This is a genomic window from Leeia sp. (genome assembly GCF_041909055.1).
In the GTDB taxonomy this organism is placed as follows: Bacteria; Pseudomonadota; Gammaproteobacteria; order Burkholderiales; family Leeiaceae; genus Leeia; species Leeia aquatica.
The window spans coordinates 213,460-227,871 of the sequence record NZ_JAYREC010000001.1; the positions used below are offsets into that span (position 1 = coordinate 213,460).

12 protein-coding genes are annotated in these 14,412 nt (G+C 62.0%); 6 read left to right on the forward strand and 6 right to left on the reverse strand.

Going from position 1 to position 14,412, the window contains the following annotated elements:
• Positions 1-17: 17 nt before the first annotated feature.
• The 3 genes from ACE3O2_RS01410 (at position 18) to ACE3O2_RS01420 (ending at position 5,131) form a co-directional block, all read left to right on the forward strand.
• Positions 18-1,301 carry an HD-GYP domain-containing protein gene (locus ACE3O2_RS01410; RefSeq protein WP_374334503.1) on the forward strand — a complete coding sequence of 428 codons (1,284 nt, stop codon included), beginning with the start codon at positions 18-20 and terminating at the stop codon, positions 1,299-1,301.
• On the forward strand, positions 1,298-3,703 hold the full coding sequence (locus tag ACE3O2_RS01415; RefSeq protein ID WP_374334504.1) for an EAL domain-containing protein: 2,406 nt from the start codon (positions 1,298-1,300) through the stop codon (positions 3,701-3,703). Before ACE3O2_RS01410 ends, ACE3O2_RS01415 begins: the two co-directional genes overlap by 4 nt.
• 123 nt (positions 3,704-3,826) lie before the next feature.
• Entirely contained in the window at positions 3,827-5,131 is a 1,305-nt protein-coding gene (locus ACE3O2_RS01420) for a DUF3422 family protein (RefSeq protein WP_374334505.1), read from the forward strand.
• Positions 5,132-5,137: 6 nt separating this feature from the next.
• Here the strand turns inward: ACE3O2_RS01420 and ACE3O2_RS01425 are convergent, their stop codons facing one another.
• From ACE3O2_RS01425 to ACE3O2_RS01440, 4 genes are all read right to left on the reverse strand, one after another.
• Positions 5,138-5,737 carry a DUF4189 domain-containing protein gene (locus ACE3O2_RS01425; protein WP_374334506.1) on the reverse strand — a complete coding sequence of 200 codons (600 nt, stop codon included), beginning with the start codon at positions 5,735-5,737 and terminating at the stop codon, positions 5,138-5,140.
• Positions 5,738-5,785: 48 nt separating this feature from the next.
• Positions 5,786-6,667, reverse strand: a complete 882-nt coding sequence (gene rarD / locus ACE3O2_RS01430; RefSeq protein ID WP_374334507.1) for an EamA family transporter RarD — start codon at positions 6,665-6,667, stop codon at positions 5,786-5,788.
• Between the two features lie 179 nt (positions 6,668-6,846).
• Complete coding sequence (locus tag ACE3O2_RS01435; RefSeq protein ID WP_374334508.1) at positions 6,847-8,103, reverse strand: MFS transporter; 1,257 nt, start codon at positions 8,101-8,103, stop codon at positions 6,847-6,849.
• Complete coding sequence (locus ACE3O2_RS01440; RefSeq protein WP_168876077.1) at positions 8,100-9,362, reverse strand: MFS transporter; 1,263 nt, start codon at positions 9,360-9,362, stop codon at positions 8,100-8,102. The genes ACE3O2_RS01435 and ACE3O2_RS01440 overlap by 4 nt, the downstream gene beginning before the upstream one ends.
• A gap of 330 nt (positions 9,363-9,692) precedes the next feature.
• Here ACE3O2_RS01440 and ACE3O2_RS01445 point away from each other — a divergent pair, with 330 nt between their 5' ends.
• Both ACE3O2_RS01445 and ACE3O2_RS01450 read left to right on the forward strand, forming a co-directional pair.
• Positions 9,693-10,394: a hypothetical protein gene (locus ACE3O2_RS01445; protein WP_374334509.1), complete on the forward strand. Its 702-nt coding sequence runs from the start codon at positions 9,693-9,695 to the stop codon at positions 10,392-10,394.
• A 282-nt stretch (positions 10,395-10,676) separates the two neighbouring features.
• Positions 10,677-11,561: an OmpA family protein gene (locus tag ACE3O2_RS01450; RefSeq protein ID WP_374334510.1), complete on the forward strand. Its 885-nt coding sequence runs from the start codon at positions 10,677-10,679 to the stop codon at positions 11,559-11,561.
• 55 nt (positions 11,562-11,616) lie between these two features.
• Here ACE3O2_RS01450 and ACE3O2_RS01455 read toward each other — a convergent pair whose 3' ends face one another.
• Complete coding sequence (locus ACE3O2_RS01455; protein WP_374334511.1) at positions 11,617-12,459, reverse strand: 2OG-Fe(II) oxygenase family protein; 843 nt, start codon at positions 12,457-12,459, stop codon at positions 11,617-11,619.
• A 188-nt stretch (positions 12,460-12,647) separates the two neighbouring features.
• Here ACE3O2_RS01455 and ACE3O2_RS01460 point away from each other — a divergent pair, with 188 nt between their 5' ends.
• A complete protein-coding gene (locus ACE3O2_RS01460; RefSeq protein WP_374334512.1) occupies positions 12,648-13,445 on the forward strand; it encodes an MOSC domain-containing protein in 798 nt (265 codons plus the stop codon).
• 6 nt (positions 13,446-13,451) lie between these two features.
• Here the strand turns inward: ACE3O2_RS01460 and ACE3O2_RS01465 are convergent, their stop codons facing one another.
• The gene (locus ACE3O2_RS01465; RefSeq protein WP_374334513.1) at positions 13,452-14,354 is read right to left on the reverse strand and encodes a DMT family transporter; all 903 of its coding nucleotides are present in this window, start codon (positions 14,352-14,354) and stop codon (positions 13,452-13,454) included.
• Positions 14,355-14,412 lie beyond the last annotated feature (58 nt).

Below are 14,412 nucleotides of genomic sequence, written 5' to 3' on the forward strand. Positions count from 1 at the left end.
AGGTTCACCTACTGATCATGCCCGACAGCGAAGCACAGTTCGTTGACATTGCCCGACTACGGATCGGCCTGTACATCCACCTCGACCTCGGCTGGATGGCGCACCCGTTTTCGCTCAACAGCTTCAAGATTCGCACCGATGAGCAGATCGAGATCATCCGCAACCTGGGTCTGGAACGTATCCGCTATGACCCGGCCCGCAGTGATGCCGCTCCCTTGACGGCAGCCGAGAGCGAAAACCCACCGCCACCATCAGCAGCGCTCACGCCAGCGGCTGAAAGCCCGGAGATACAGGCCAAACGTGCCCGCCGTGAGCGTCTGGACCAGCAGCGTGCCAGCCTGGCAGCCTGTGAGCGGCAATTTGGTGAAGCCGGCAAACAGTTCAAGCAGATCAGCAAGCAGGCCAATACCTCGCCCGAGCAGGCACGGCAGCTCTCCGAACAGATGATTGGCAGTTTTGTTGATGACCTGACGGGGGATCAGGAGGCGGCCATCCGGTTACTGTCCGAGAAAACCGGTGAAGAGGGCACCTTGCATGCCCTTAACGTGACCATCCTCTCCCTGTTGCTGGGCAAAGCCTGCGGGCTGGAGCGGCAAGCCATGACCGACCTCGGCATGGGCGCCCTGCTGCATGACATCGGCAAGATTGAATTACCCGACCGGGTACGCCATCTGGACGATCACTTTAACCACGCCGAGCGTGAGCTCTACCAGACCCATGTCAGCCAGGGCATTGCGCTGGGGCGCCGCATGGGCCTGTCCGCCCCGGCCTTGCTCACGCTGGCCCAGCATCATGAGCATGCCGATGGCAGCGGCTTTCCGCAGCGGGCGAAGAATGAGAAGATCAGCCCGGCGGCCCGCATCGTGGCGCTGGTCAACCGCTACGACAATCTGTGCAACCCGGCCAACCCGGCACAGGCACTGACCCCGCATGAAGTGTTGCGCAGCCTGTTTGCACAGCAGCGCAATCACTTCGACGCCACCATTCTCAACAGTTTCATCCGCATGATGGGTGTCTACCCGCCAGGCTCGGTGGTGCAGCTGGAAGATGAGCGTTATGCACTGGTGGTATCGGTCAACGCCGCTCGGCCGCTCAAACCCCATATTGTGGTGCATGATCGTGATGTACCACGCGAGGACTGCATTGTGCTGGATCTGGAAAATGAGCCCGACTTGTCGATCAAGCGCAGCTTGAAGCCCACGCAGTTGCCGCGTCCGGTGTTTGATTACCTCTCGCCCCGCAAGCGCATGTGTTACTTCTTTGAGCGCGGTCGTGAGGCGGCCTCAGGGACACCACCATGAAGCTCAATCGCTGGCAACCCCTGATCGACGGCCTGATGGAGGCGGTCTGGCTGGTCGACCCGATCAGTCTGCAAGTGGTCGCCGCCAATGCCGCCACCGAGCGTATGCTGCGCATGCCGGTCACCGCCTTGCTGGGACGTTCGGTCGCCGAGCTGGCGTCCACCCCGGAAGACCTGTACTTCTGGGAAGACGTTGCTGCAGGCCGCAGCCAGCATATCAATTCGGAAACCGTCATGCGCCGTGGCGACGGCGGCCTGATCACGGTGGAGCGCTGTGTCAGCCTGGTCAAGCTCGGCAACGAATCCATGTTCATGGCCAGCTTCATCGACCACAGCGCCCAGCTCCAGGCCGAGCAGGAGCTGGAAACCCTGATCGCCGAGTTACGTGCCACGCTGGAGTCGTGCGCGGATGGCATTCTGGTGGTCAACCGGCATGGCAGCATTCGGGGCTACAATCAGCGATTTGCCCAGCAATGGGGCCTGCCTGAGTCCTTGCAGACCCGTCGCGACGATCCCGCCGTGTTTCAGTGGCTATTGCAAGCCGTGCAACACCCCGATGACTATCAGCGTCGCTTGCAGCAACTGGAGCAATCTCCGCTGCTGGAAGCCACCGACACCCTCTATCTGCGCAGTGGCCTGGTGCTGGAGCGGGTATCGCTGCCCCAGTTTGCGCGGGGCCGCGCCATTGGCCGGGTCTATGCCTTCCGTGACATTACCCGGCGGCTGCAGGATGAGGCCCAGCTGCAAGTAGCGGCCAAGGTGCTGGATGCCAGCCTGGACGCCATTTTCATTACGGATCAGCAAGGGCGGATCGTGACCGCCAACCCGCGCTTTGCCACCCTGACCGGGCAAAGCATCACCAGCCTGCAGGGGACCGATCCCTCCCGCTTCCTGAGCCACCCGGATGGCAAGCGCTTTCTGCATAACCTGCAACTGGAGCTGGCACAGCATCTGTTGTGGGAAGGTGAGATTCAGTTGCAGCAGGCCCATGGTGGAACCATACCCTGCTTGCTGTCACTGGTAAGGATGCTGGATAGCCAGGGCATGCGCAGCCACGATGTCGGCTTCCTGAAAGACCTGACGGAAGCCAAGGCGGCCAAGCGCCGCATTGAAGACCTCGCCTATAACGATACGCTGACCGGCCTGCCCAACCGCCTGCTGCTGGCCGAGCGTGTCCAGATGGCCATTCAGTCCGCCGAACGCAACCGGAGCCAGTTCGCCGTGCTGTTTCTGGACCTGGACCGCTTCAAGCACATCAACGATTCACTGGGACATCTGGCCGGGGATGCCGTGCTGATGGATGTCGCGCAGCGGCTGCAGGATTGCCTGCGGCAGCAGGACACAGCAGCCCGACTGGGCGGCGACGAATTCATCCTGGTGCTCAACGGCGTGAATGAACAGGGGGCGGAAAACTCGGCGCGCCGCATCATTGATGCCCTGTCGCAACCCTTCCACTTTGCCGATCTGACGTTCTCGGTCACCTGCAGCATTGGCATCGCGCTCTACCCCGATGATGGTCGCAGCATGGATGACCTGATCAAGAACGCCGACAGTGCCATGTATCACGTCAAGGAGCGGGGCCGCGCCGACTTCCGCTTCTACCAGCGGCAGATGAACCTGGGCCTGCTGACCCGCATGAAGCTGGATCACGCCATGCGTGAAGGGCTGCGCGAGCAGCGTTTCCATCTGCACTACCAGCCGCAGGTGGACCTCAGCAGTGGTACCCTGCTCGGGGTGGAAGCCCTGATTCGCTGGAGTGATCCTGAACTCGGTGACATCTCCCCTGCCCAGTTCATCCCGATTGCCGAGGAAACCGGGCTGATCATCGCCATTGGCAACTGGGTACTGGACCGCGCCGCAGCCCAGGCCAGCCAGTGGCGTCGCGATGGCTACCGCTTCACCACCGCCGTCAATGTGTCAGCCTACCAGTTTCAGCAGGCCGATTTTGTCGAGCGGGTAGCGGACACCCTGCAGCGTCATCAACTGCCGGGCGAGGCACTGGAGCTGGAGCTCACCGAAACCTTCCTGATCCGCGATGCCACCGAGGCGCTGCGCAAGCTGGATGCCCTGTCTGCGCTCAAGGTGCGGATGGCCATTGATGACTTTGGCACCGGCTACTCCAGCCTCAGCTATCTGAAGCGCTTCCCCATCCACAAGCTGAAGATCGACCGCTCCTTCATCCACGATGTACCGGGCGACGAAGGTGCAGAAGGTATCGTGCAAGCCATCATCAACATGGCACAGGCTCTGCACCTGCAGGTAACGGCTGAAGGGGTAGAGACCGAAGCCCAGCGCGCCTTCCTCAGTCGCGCGGGTTGTACGCAGTACCAGGGATACCTGTTTGCCCGCCCCACCGCCGCTAGCGACCTCGCGCCGATGCTGCCCTCCCCCGCTCAGCGCTAGGCCTTGTCGTCGCGCTGTCATCCTGTGCTGCTATAAGTACATGACCAGATGGTCTGAGGCCCGGCTTTACCCAAAGCCAGGCCTGCCTTAGCATGATGCCCATCGCCTGTGTCTGGAGCCTGCATGACTGCCCCGCTGCTGCAAGAGCACCCGCTGCGCCAATCGCTGAACGACGAAGCCCATGCCCGCCCCTCGGTACCGGTGCACACCGGTAGCCGGCTCAGCGCACTGGTCTTGTTTGGCGGCGATACCACTGAACACCGTGCCGCCTTGCTGGCATTGACGCGACAGCTAGGCCTGCCGGAGCCGGACAGTCACCCGCACTATGTCGGCGAACACGCCGGGCTGACCCTGCGCTGGGACAGCCATACCGAATTTACCCGCTACTCGCTGCTGCTGCCGGATGGTCCGGAAGATCCTTTCGCCGACTCCCCGCTGGACCGTTTGCCTGCGGGCTGGCTGAGTACCTTGCCAGGTCAATTGCTGGTCGCCATTCACGCTGCCGTGGTGCCACGACAGGATGAGCCCGTCGACCTCACCCGGGTGGCTGAACGGCATTTTGCCGGACACGACTTGATCGGCTCCGAGCTGGGCGATGGTCGCGGTCTGGCCCTGACCGACCTGCAGCTGCACCCGGACCGCCACCTGCCCTCCGGCGCCAGCCGCCTGCTGCTGCTCGATGGGGCGATGAGTGAACGCCAGTGCGGCCGCATGCTGCAGCGCCTGCTGGAAATCGAAACCTATCGCATGCTGGCCTTGCTCGGGCTGCCAGTTGCCAAGGCCTTGTTGCCACAGCTGGCCGACATGGAAGCCCGCCTGAGCCGACTGACCCGAGCCATCCGTCAGCCAGAAAGTGACGATCGGCAACTGCTGGACGAAATGACCGAGCTGGCCGCTGAACTGGAAGGCAGCCTGGCCGCCAGCAGCTACCGATTCAGCGCCGCCAGTGCCTACTATGCCATCATCGAGCGACGGATTGCCGAACTGCGCGAAAGCCGCCTGAGCGGCCTGCAGCCCTTTCGTGAATTCGTGGAGCGACGTCTCGCCCCCGCCATTGACACCTGCCAGTCGGTCAGCAGGCGGCAAGAGCAGCTTTCGCTGCGGCTACAACGCAGCACCGCCCTGCTGCGCACCCGGGTTGATGTCAGCAGCGAAGCCCAGCGCCACGTCCTGCTCGCCTCCATGAACCGCCGCGCCGCGCTGCAACTACGCCTGCAACAAACGGTGGAAGGGCTCTCCGTGGCCGTCCTCACCTACTACATCGTCAGCCTGATCGGCTACGCCGCCAAAGCCCTGCACGCCCTCGGCCTGCATGTCACCCCTGAACTGGTCACCGGCGGCGCCATCCCGCTGGTCGCCGCCACCGTCGCATTTGGCCTGCACCGCTTCCAGGCCCGCCAGGAAGAACCCAAACCACCGACCTCATGAAGACAACTATTGCGGCACCCCCGGCACCACCCAGCGGGCTGCGATGCCGCGCAGGAATTCCAGTTTGCAGGGTTGCTGGTATTCCTGCTGGCAGCGTTTGAGGACGTCCTGTTTCACCTCGTGCGCCTCGGCGGCTGAGCCGCCGCTGAGGCCACCGTTGGGTGCGCGGGCGATGGCGACAAAACCGTTGTAGAAGCCAAAGCCAATCCGGCATTCCTTGAGCTGGGCCTCATTGCAGGCCGCCATGGCTTCGCGTTCAGCCTCTTCCTGGCTGGACCAGTCCAGCCCGTAGGCATAGCTGGGTACGCCTTTGGCATCACGCGCCCAGGCAATGGCGCTGTAGCGGCGTTGCCAGTAGCCGGTCGGGCCAGACGGTGGCGCGGCTTGCGGGGCATTGCCTTGCTGCCCTGCCCCGTTGACCCGGGCATTCCATTCTGGCGTGCCGGGCACATTACCTTGCGGATCATAAATCGGGGCGCAGGCAATGAAACCCGCGTTGGGTCCGCCGATGGTGTGTTGGCCCTGCGGGCAAAAAGCCCGGGCGGACGGTATGTATAGCAAGCCCGCCAGAATCAGCAGGGTGGCAGGGGGGAAGAGTCGGGGCATGGCGGCATTCCTCGTGCATCACGGACGCTATGACCCGAGCATGTCAGACTAGTTCCGCCGCTGCCAGAAGCCCTCTGCAGTGAATACCAGCAGCGCCAGCCAGATCAGGCCAAAGCCGATCAGGCGCACCTGATCAAAAGGCTCATGATACAGCAGCGCACCGATCAGCAATTGCAGCGTGGGCGAGAGGTATTGCAGCAGGCCCAGTGTACTGAGCGGCAAGCGCCGTGCACCGGCGCCAAACATCAGCAAGGGGATGACCGTGACAATGCCGGTACCCATCAGCAGCAGGGTTCTGCCGCTGTCGATATGGCCGAAGTGGCCTTGCCCCTGCCACGACAGCCAAAGCAGATAGCCCAGCGCGGGCAGGAACAGCAGGATGGCCTCCATGGACAAGCCTTCCAGTGACCCCAGCGCGGCGGTCTTGCGCAGGAAGCCATAGAAGCCAAAGCTGAAGGCGAGCACCAGCGCCACCCACGGCAAGGTACCCAGTTGCCAGCCTAGCCAGGCCACCCCGGCGGCTGCCAGCGCGACCGATAGCCATTGCCCGGGCCGCAGCCGCTCGTGCAGCAGTACACTGCCCAGCAGCACATTGACCAGCGGGTTGATGAAGTAGCCGAGGCTGGCTTCCAGCACCTTGCCCTGGTTGACTGCCCAGATATACACGCCCCAGTTACAACCCAGCAACAGGGCGGAGCAAAGGAAGAGGCGGCTACTGCGCCATTGACGCAGTGCGGCCAGTACCTGACGCCAGTCTCCTTGCCAGGCCAGCAGTACGATCAGCACCGGTAGCGACCATACCATGCGGTGCGCCAGAATCTCCGTGGCCGGCAGGGCGTGCAGCGGTCGCCAGTACAGCGGGAACAGGCCCCAGCAGAAATAAGCCCCGAGGCCATACCAGATGCCCTGGCGAATCTGTGCCGCGCTCATGGCTGTGCCTCCGGGGCATTGCCGTGTGTGTGATGTGTGTTGTGCTGGCGAGCAGGTTTGACCTGCATAGGATTCCTTGCGTGGCCAGAGTGGCCTGACTTCAAAGTCAGCACTATACGCGGACACACGACACACTGTCCCAGTACAGCCAGAGGGCACTGCACCATGACAGTGCCCGATCAACCTGCCTCAGCAGCAGCACTCCCCGGGCTTTCTTCACGCTGGATGCGCTGGCTGGTTCGCCACAGCAGCGGCATTGCCAGCACACAGCACAGGGCGTTGACATACCACATGCGCTCCGCGCCAAAGTAGCGGATCAGCTGGCTGGAGCAGACGGGTGACAATAGACTAGCCACGCTCCAGGCCACCGTATAGATGCCCAGATAATGCCCGGTGCGCCGCCCTTCTGCCCGCTGCATCACCACGCCAATGACCGTGGGCATGATCACCATCTCCGCCACCGTCCACACCACCGTGGAAAAGGACAGCCACACCACGCCCTGCCCCAGCGGCAGCATGGCACTGGCCAGGCCCATCAGCAGCGCGCCGGCCAGCATCAACACCGGCGGCTGGGCGTTGCGACTGCACCAGCTGGTCAGCGGTATCTGTACGGCGACGATCAGCAGGCCATTGAGCGCAATCTGCCAGCCAAACCCTTCCGGCCCCAGCCGGTAATGCGACACCGTATAGTTGCCCAGCTGCGAATAGATGGCCTCCAGCACCAGCCGCAAGATCAGGCTGCCAAACATGAAGGCAAGCAAAGGCCCATCCTGATAAGGGCCCTGCAGATGGCGCTCGCCCGTGGTATCCCGCGTGACGGCAGCCTGCGCCTGCCCGGCATGCCGCCGCAACGCCCACCATAGCCACAAGGCTGCCAGCGCGGAGGTGAGGCTGTCGAGGATGAACACGATGCGGTAGTCGTGGCTGGCCGCCAGCCCGCCCATGACACCCGCTACCGAGACTGCCAGATTGATCGACACCCGGTTGAGCGACTGCGCCACCACCCGACTTTCTGCCGAGCAGGTTTCCATGATCAGCCGGTGGATCTGCGGCCGAAAACCGGTATCCATGAAGCCACTGGCCATCATCACCAGCGCCAGCAAGATCGGCTGCTCAACACACAGGTAGAGCAAGAAGCAGCCCGCCGAGCCGCACAGCATGATCAACGCCAGCCGGCGGGCAGGCCAGTGGTCATTCATCAGGCCGCCACCGTAGGCCCCGGCCAGCATGCCCAGCCCATTGCAGGCCAGCAGCCAGCCCACCATCTCGATCGGCAAGTGCAAAGCCTGGTGCAGGTACAGCGGCATGAAGATGCGCACCGCACCGCCCATGCGGTTGATCAGCTGCGCCCCCGCCAGCACCCAGGCCATCGTGGGCAAGCTGCGCAGCGACGGTCCCAGCCAGCGCCGCCAGTCCGCAGGGGCCGCTTTACTCATGCACGCCCCCCGGCCTCAGCCGGTTTGGCAGCAGCATGCTGATCCTGCATGACACGCCCAGTGCGCAAAAGCAGCGGCAACACCAGCACACAGGCCAGACCGCTGAGGTACCAGACACTGTCCGCCCCGCCATGGTGAATCAACTGGCTGGACCATACCGGCGCCAGCAGCCCGGCAATACTCCACGCCATGGAGTACACCCCCAGATAATGCCCGGTACGACGCCCCTCCGCCCGCTGCATCACCAGCAGCACCAGGGTTGGCATCCATAGCATCTCGGCCACCGTCCACACCACGGTGGTGAACGACACCCAGCCAAAGCTCTGCCCCAGCGGCACCAATGCCGCACCCAGTGCCATCAGCGCACCGCCACTGAGTACCAGCGCCGTAGGCGGGTAGCGGCGGTTGCCCCAGGCGGTGAGGGGAATTTGTACCACGGTAATCAGCAAGCCATTGATGGCCATCTGCCAGCCAAAGGCTGACGGCCCCAGCCGATAATGCGCCCCCATATAATTGCCCAGCTGGATGTTGATGGTCTCAAACACCATCTGCAGCACCAGCGCACCACCCACAAACCAGAGAAAGGGCGGGTCCTGATACGGGGTTTGCCCCTCCTGCGGTGCTTTGGCAGTACCGGTCTGCGCTGCAGGTGCGGCCTCAGGTGCAAAGCGGCGCAACGCCCACCACAACCAGACACCCGCCAGGGCCGAGGTGAGGCTATCGAACAGGAACACAATCCGGTAATCCATGCTGGCAGCAATCCCGCCCAGCACCCCGGCCAGCGCCACCGCCAGATTGATCGACACCCGGTTGAGCGACTGCGCCGTCGCCCGGGTCTCCGGCGGACAGGCCTCCATGATCAGGCGGTGGATTTGCGGCCGCAGCGCCACATCGGTAAAGCCGGTCACCAAGAGCAGTGGCGCCAGCCACCAGATTGAGTCGAGGAACAAATACAGCAGGAATATCAGCGCCGCGCTGAACAACATACCCACCGCCAGCCGTCGTGCCGGCCAATGGTCGGTCATCACGCCACCCAGCCAGGACCCCGCCAGCATGCCCACCCCATTACAGGCCAGCAACCAGCCCACCTGATCCATCGGCAAGTGCAGCGCCTGATGCAGATACAGTGGCATGAACATGCGCACCGCGCCACCCATGCGATTGATCAACTGTGTCGCCGCCAGCACCCAGGACATCACCGGCAATTGCGACACCGCCTCACCAAACATACGTTTCCACACCGCAGGCGCAGCAGACATCAAACCTCCTGAACGACGGGGCTGCTTGTGGCAGCACACCGAAAGCAGCGCCACCAAACGGCAACGCCAGAGAAAGGGGGGATGCGCTTACTGTACGGTAATGTCATCGGTTTGAAACGATACAGATGATGCAAAAAACAGCAGACAGTGTTACACCCTGTGCAAACGAGCGGGAGAGCTTGACTTGGGTGGGGGGTGCAGCTGGAATGACCGAGGTCTGGGTATGGAGTCAGTTATCTCTCCTTGGACTTACATGCACCTGTTGGCAGCACTTATGCAAATCGACTATTCAGGTGTATATTGTCACACACCCCTTTTCTGGTACGCCCCATGACACGATCACGTGGTTTAGCTTGCGCCCTGTTTCTGTCCGCCATCACGCTGAGCACCCACAGCACGGCGGCTCAACCCGTGTTTGAGCTATCCAGCAAATTTTACGAGGCGGATTTCAACCGCGCCCCCGCCTGGGATGGCACCCATCGCTTCGAGAATGTGTTTTGCCTGAGCTTTCCGCGCAGCCAGGAGGCGCAGGGGCTGGCCTACGCGCTGTACAACAGCAATACCCTGTACTTTAGCCGGGTGGCCTACCCCGACCTGACCGCCCTCTACGTGGTGACGTCAACCGTACCGGCAGGCCGCACCACAGAAGCGGAGATCGACAATCTGGCCGCGCAAAACCAGCGCAGCGTGGAGGCCTACCCCAGCTATTTCAAGCAGACCCGCACCACGGGCGTACTCGGCCCCTCACTGACCCTGACCGTGCGGAATGCGCGAGAAGGCGGCAAAGAAGCGCCCTTCCCTTTTGTACGCAGCGTAGCCAATCGACCGGATGGGCAGCTGGCCTCGCTCTCGGTGCATCGCCTGTTCGTGCACGGGCAAGATCGAATTGAAGTGGCCGGGCTGCGTTACTTCCAAGCCCCCATCAGCGCCGACCGCGAAGCTGAGGCCGTCTCAGGCTTGGCTGCCCTGGTCGAAGCCGCAGCCGACTCCTTGCAAAGCTGCACGGCGAAACTGCCACCCCGTGCGCCATAGCGCCAAGTGAATGCCGGGATAGGCTGGGGTGTCCACCCCGGCCAGGCACCATGCCGCCCGAACGCCTGTAAGCTGATATTCGCTACCCTGTTTCATTCTTCTTTTAACTAAACCATCATGAAAAAAATCAGCCTCGCCTTATGTCTGCTGGTCACACTCAGTGCATGTCACAAGAAAACCGACACCGAACAAACGTCGGCCCCAGCAGAAGCCAGCCCCGCTGCCGCAAACCCTGTCGCAGCCGCAAGTACAGCAACAGCCGCCCCGGCTGCAGACAACAAAGTGGAAGCCTTCGACATCCAGTCTGTACCCGTGTCGAATGTGGCCTTGCCCGAGTATCCCTATCTGGATTACCCGGAAAAGCTGGACCAGGGCTATCGCTCTGATAAAAAGCCTCAGTTCGATGAGGTCTATCTGATTGCGGGTAAGGCGTTACGCCGGGTGGAAGGCAAACTGCTGGTGCGTCATTTTCCGCACACCACGGTGAACATGTCGGCCCTCGAGTCGCAGCGCAATTATGAAAACTTGCTCAAGTCCCTGGGGGCGGTCAAGGTCAATCAGCTGATGCCTGCTGATGCAGCGTTCAAACGCCTCTACCCGGAAAGCGATGAGGTGCTGGAAAAGAAAATGCGCATCATGGGCGTCAACAATGGCGGCAAAAACTACCAGGTTTACCTGCTGCGTACGCCACAGAAAAATATCTGGTTTGGCCTGGGCATCTTCGACAATGACAACAATACCTGGCTACTTACCCTCGAGGAAAAGCCCTTTGAACAGGTGGTGAAGCTGACCAAGGCGGAGGAGATGGCCGCGGGCCTGCAAAAGTCGGGCGAAGTGGCCTTGTACCTGGCCTTTGATACCGACAGCGCGATGATCAAGGAGGAAAGCAAGCCCGAGGTTGCTGAAATCGCCAAGCTGCTCAAAATGGATCAAAGCTTGCGCCTGAAGGTAGAGGGGCATACCGACAATCAAGGCTCGGCGGAACACAACAAAACCTTGTCTGAATCCCGTGCGCAAGCGGTGGTGCAGGCGCTGACGGCGCAAGGTATTGACGCCAAGCGCCTGCAAGCCGCCGGCTATGGCCAGGACAAACCCATCGCCGATAATGGCAATGAGGACGGTCGTGCCAAAAATCGCCGCGTGATGCTGGTTAAGGTGGCTTCCTGAGCCGATACGCCATCAAGTGGTAGCGCACCTATGGCGCGCTACCCTCAGACCAGCATTACATCTTCACGCCCAGTTCTCGCAGGCGCTCTTCGAGGTAGGAGAGCGCGGTGTAGCGCTCAGACAGGACCACTTCGTCGCGCGGGTGCAGGAAGAGCGGCAGCGAGACGCGGGATTTGAAGCGGCCTTCGCCGGTGGGGTTGATCACGCGGTGGGTGGTGGAGGGGAAGTAGCCGCCGGAGGCTTCCTGCAACATGTCACCGATATTGATCACCAGGGTGCCGAAATCACAGGGGACGTCGTACCACGCGTCGTCCATGCCTTTGACCTGCAGGCCAGGTTCGTTGGCGGCGGGCAGCACGGTGAGCAGGTTGATGTCTTCGTGAGCGGCGGCGCGGATGGCGCCGGGCTCTTCGTCACCGGTCAGCGGTGGGTAGCGCAGGACGCGCAGCAGGGTTTTGGCACTGCCTTCGATCATGTCGGGCAGCGGCATGGAGAAGCGGGCGCGCACGTCTGCCGGGCTGTTGTCCTGCACCCAGCCGAGCAGTTCTTGTGCGAGGCGGTTGGCCACATCGTAGTAGCGGCGGGCGGTATCCGGTACTTCAGCCGGGTAGCGGCCCCACGGGTAGAGGTGGTAGTACTCTTTGATGTCTTTCTTGCTGTGACCTTTGGCGGTTTCAGAAATGGCAGTGGAGAAAAAGCCATCCTGTTTGTCGCGGTCAAAGGCGTATCGGGTTTTGGCGTCGGTATCAAAGAAGGCCAGCCATTCGCGGTAGATGGCTTCCACCATGTCTTGCGGGATGGGGTGGTTCTTGAGTACGCCAAAACCGGTCTGGCGCAGCGATTCGGTAAAGCGGGCGGGCGCGTCCGGGTCGCGGTAGTCTACAACCTGTACTTGCATGGTATTGAGTGCCTTTGCGAGTTCGTTCTGTTTCAACACGAACCGGGGGGGATACCTATTGTATGCCCTTACGGTCTGAGGGTCGAGCCAGCGGGTCGACTGTACTGGTGGCCGCCGGAGTAGCTGTACCTGCTGGCTCGCCTGCCCTCGCCCTACAATGAGCTACCTTCCTCGCCGGAGTTTTCTGCATGCACCTCGCTGCCCTACATCATTACCCGGTCAAATCCTGCGCCGGGCAGCCCCTGTCTGAAGCGGATGTGTCCCCCTTGGGCTTGCCGTTTGACCGCCACTGGATGCTGGCGCTGCCGGATGGACAATTCATCACGGGCCGCGATTATCCGCTGCTGGTGCGGGTAACGGTGGTGGCGAATGCGGCAGGTCTGCAGCTCTCCGCGCCCGGCATGCCGCCCTTGCAAGTCAGCCCAGCAGATTGCACCACACCGGTGCAGACCGGGGTGTGGCGTTACCAGTTCTCGGCCTGGGGTGGATGCCAGGTGGCCAACACCTGGTTCAGTGAATATCTGCAGACGGCGTGCCAGTTGTTATACATCGGCGCGGAAACCCAGCGCTGGCACGACCGCATGGAAGCGGTACCGCTGTCGTTTGCCGATGGTTACCCGCTGCTCTTGATCGGGCAAGGCTCGCTGGATGACCTGAACAGCCGACTGGCACAGCCGGTGGGGATGGCAAACTTCCGCCCCAATCTGGTGATTGCGGAAAGCAACGCCTATGAAGAGGATTACTGGCAACGCATTCGCATCGGTGAGGTGGAGTTTTTCAACCCCAAGCCTTGCTCACGCTGCATCTTCACCACGGTGGACCCCGCCACGGGGGAGAAGGCCGCCAGCGGCGAACCGCTGGCCACCCTCAGCCAGTACCGGATGATCGAGCCGCACGGGGTGTGCTTCGGAATAAATCTGGTGGTCAGCAAGCCCGGCACCTTGCGGATTGGCGATCCGCTGGAGGTGCTGGACTGGGATTTCTGACCCGGCTTAGCGCGCCAGGGCCAGCTTGCGTGCGGGCGCTGGCGCCGGGCGGCTGGAGAGCAGCACCCCGCCGATCACCAGCAGCATGCCCAGCCATTGGGCACCGGTGACCACTTGACCCAGTAGCAAGCCCATCAGGCAGGTCAGCACCGGGACCAGATTGATGAAAATGGTGGCGCGTGCCGTCCCCAGGGTTTTGATGCCCTGGTTCCACCAGACGTAGGTCAAGCCTACGCCGAGCACGCCCATCACAACCAGCGCAGCAAACAGGGGGAGCGTGGGCAGATGCAGGCCCTGTGCTGGCATGCTGAAGCCCATCAAGCCCAAGGCCCCAGCGATGATGGTGACAGTGGTCATCTGCAGGGTAGTCATGCCGCGCACAAAACCGCGCCCAATGACTCCGTAACTCACCCAGCCCAGTACAGCAAGCATGATCAGGCCATCGGCAGGGGACAGGTTCAGATGTTGCAACACCTGCCAGCTGCCGCGGCTGACAACAGTAACCACGCCGGCAAACGCCAGCCCTGCACCCAGCCACTGCTGCACATTCAACCGCTCACGCAGCAGGAGTGCCGACATGACCGCCGTCAGGGCTGGGGTGGTCGCCATCAGCAGGGAAGCATTAACCGGTGAACTGCCCCCCAGGCCACCATAGAGTGCCAGATTGAAGCCCACCACCCCCAGCAGCACCATCATCAGCAAGGGGCGCGCATTCTTTCGGATGGCTTGCCAGTCGTAGCCCTCGGACAGCCATACCCAGATACCCAGGGTCAATGCAGCCAGCAGCATCCGCCAGGTGGTCAGGGCCAGCACCGGCAGCTGCTGCAGTACCCATTTGCCAAGGTGGAACATGGCTGCCCAGCACAGCGCGGTAATGATCAACTGGATGACTGCCCTGCGGTAACTCATATTGCCCTCACTTGCTTTGACTCATTGAGCTTGCAGTTTAATTTTCCTAAACTGATAA

Bases quoted from the DNA above. Each gene is read 5' to 3' on its own strand.
- ACE3O2_RS01465 (WP_374334513.1), bottom strand. From the start codon at position 14,354: ATGAGTTACCGCAGGGCAGTCATCCAGTTGATCATTACCGCGCTGTGC.
- ACE3O2_RS01440 (WP_168876077.1), bottom strand. From the start codon at position 9,362: ATGTCTGCTGCGCCTGCGGTGTGGAAACGTATGTTTGGTGAGGCGGTG.
- ACE3O2_RS01425 (WP_374334506.1), bottom strand. From the start codon at position 5,737: ATGCCCCGACTCTTCCCCCCTGCCACCCTGCTGATTCTGGCGGGCTTG.
- ACE3O2_RS01460 (WP_374334512.1), top strand. From the start codon at position 12,648: ATGCACCTCGCTGCCCTACATCATTACCCGGTCAAATCCTGCGCCGGG.
- rarD (WP_374334507.1), bottom strand. From the start codon at position 6,667: ATGAGCGCGGCACAGATTCGCCAGGGCATCTGGTATGGCCTCGGGGCT.
- ACE3O2_RS01445 (WP_374334509.1), top strand. From the start codon at position 9,693: ATGACACGATCACGTGGTTTAGCTTGCGCCCTGTTTCTGTCCGCCATC.
- ACE3O2_RS01455 (WP_374334511.1), bottom strand. From the start codon at position 12,459: ATGCAAGTACAGGTTGTAGACTACCGCGACCCGGACGCGCCCGCCCGC.
- ACE3O2_RS01420 (WP_374334505.1), top strand. From the start codon at position 3,827: ATGACTGCCCCGCTGCTGCAAGAGCACCCGCTGCGCCAATCGCTGAAC.
- ACE3O2_RS01415 (WP_374334504.1), top strand. From the start codon at position 1,298: ATGAAGCTCAATCGCTGGCAACCCCTGATCGACGGCCTGATGGAGGCG.
- ACE3O2_RS01410 (WP_374334503.1), top strand. From the start codon at position 18: ATGCCCGACAGCGAAGCACAGTTCGTTGACATTGCCCGACTACGGATC.
- ACE3O2_RS01435 (WP_374334508.1), bottom strand. From the start codon at position 8,103: ATGAGTAAAGCGGCCCCTGCGGACTGGCGGCGCTGGCTGGGACCGTCG.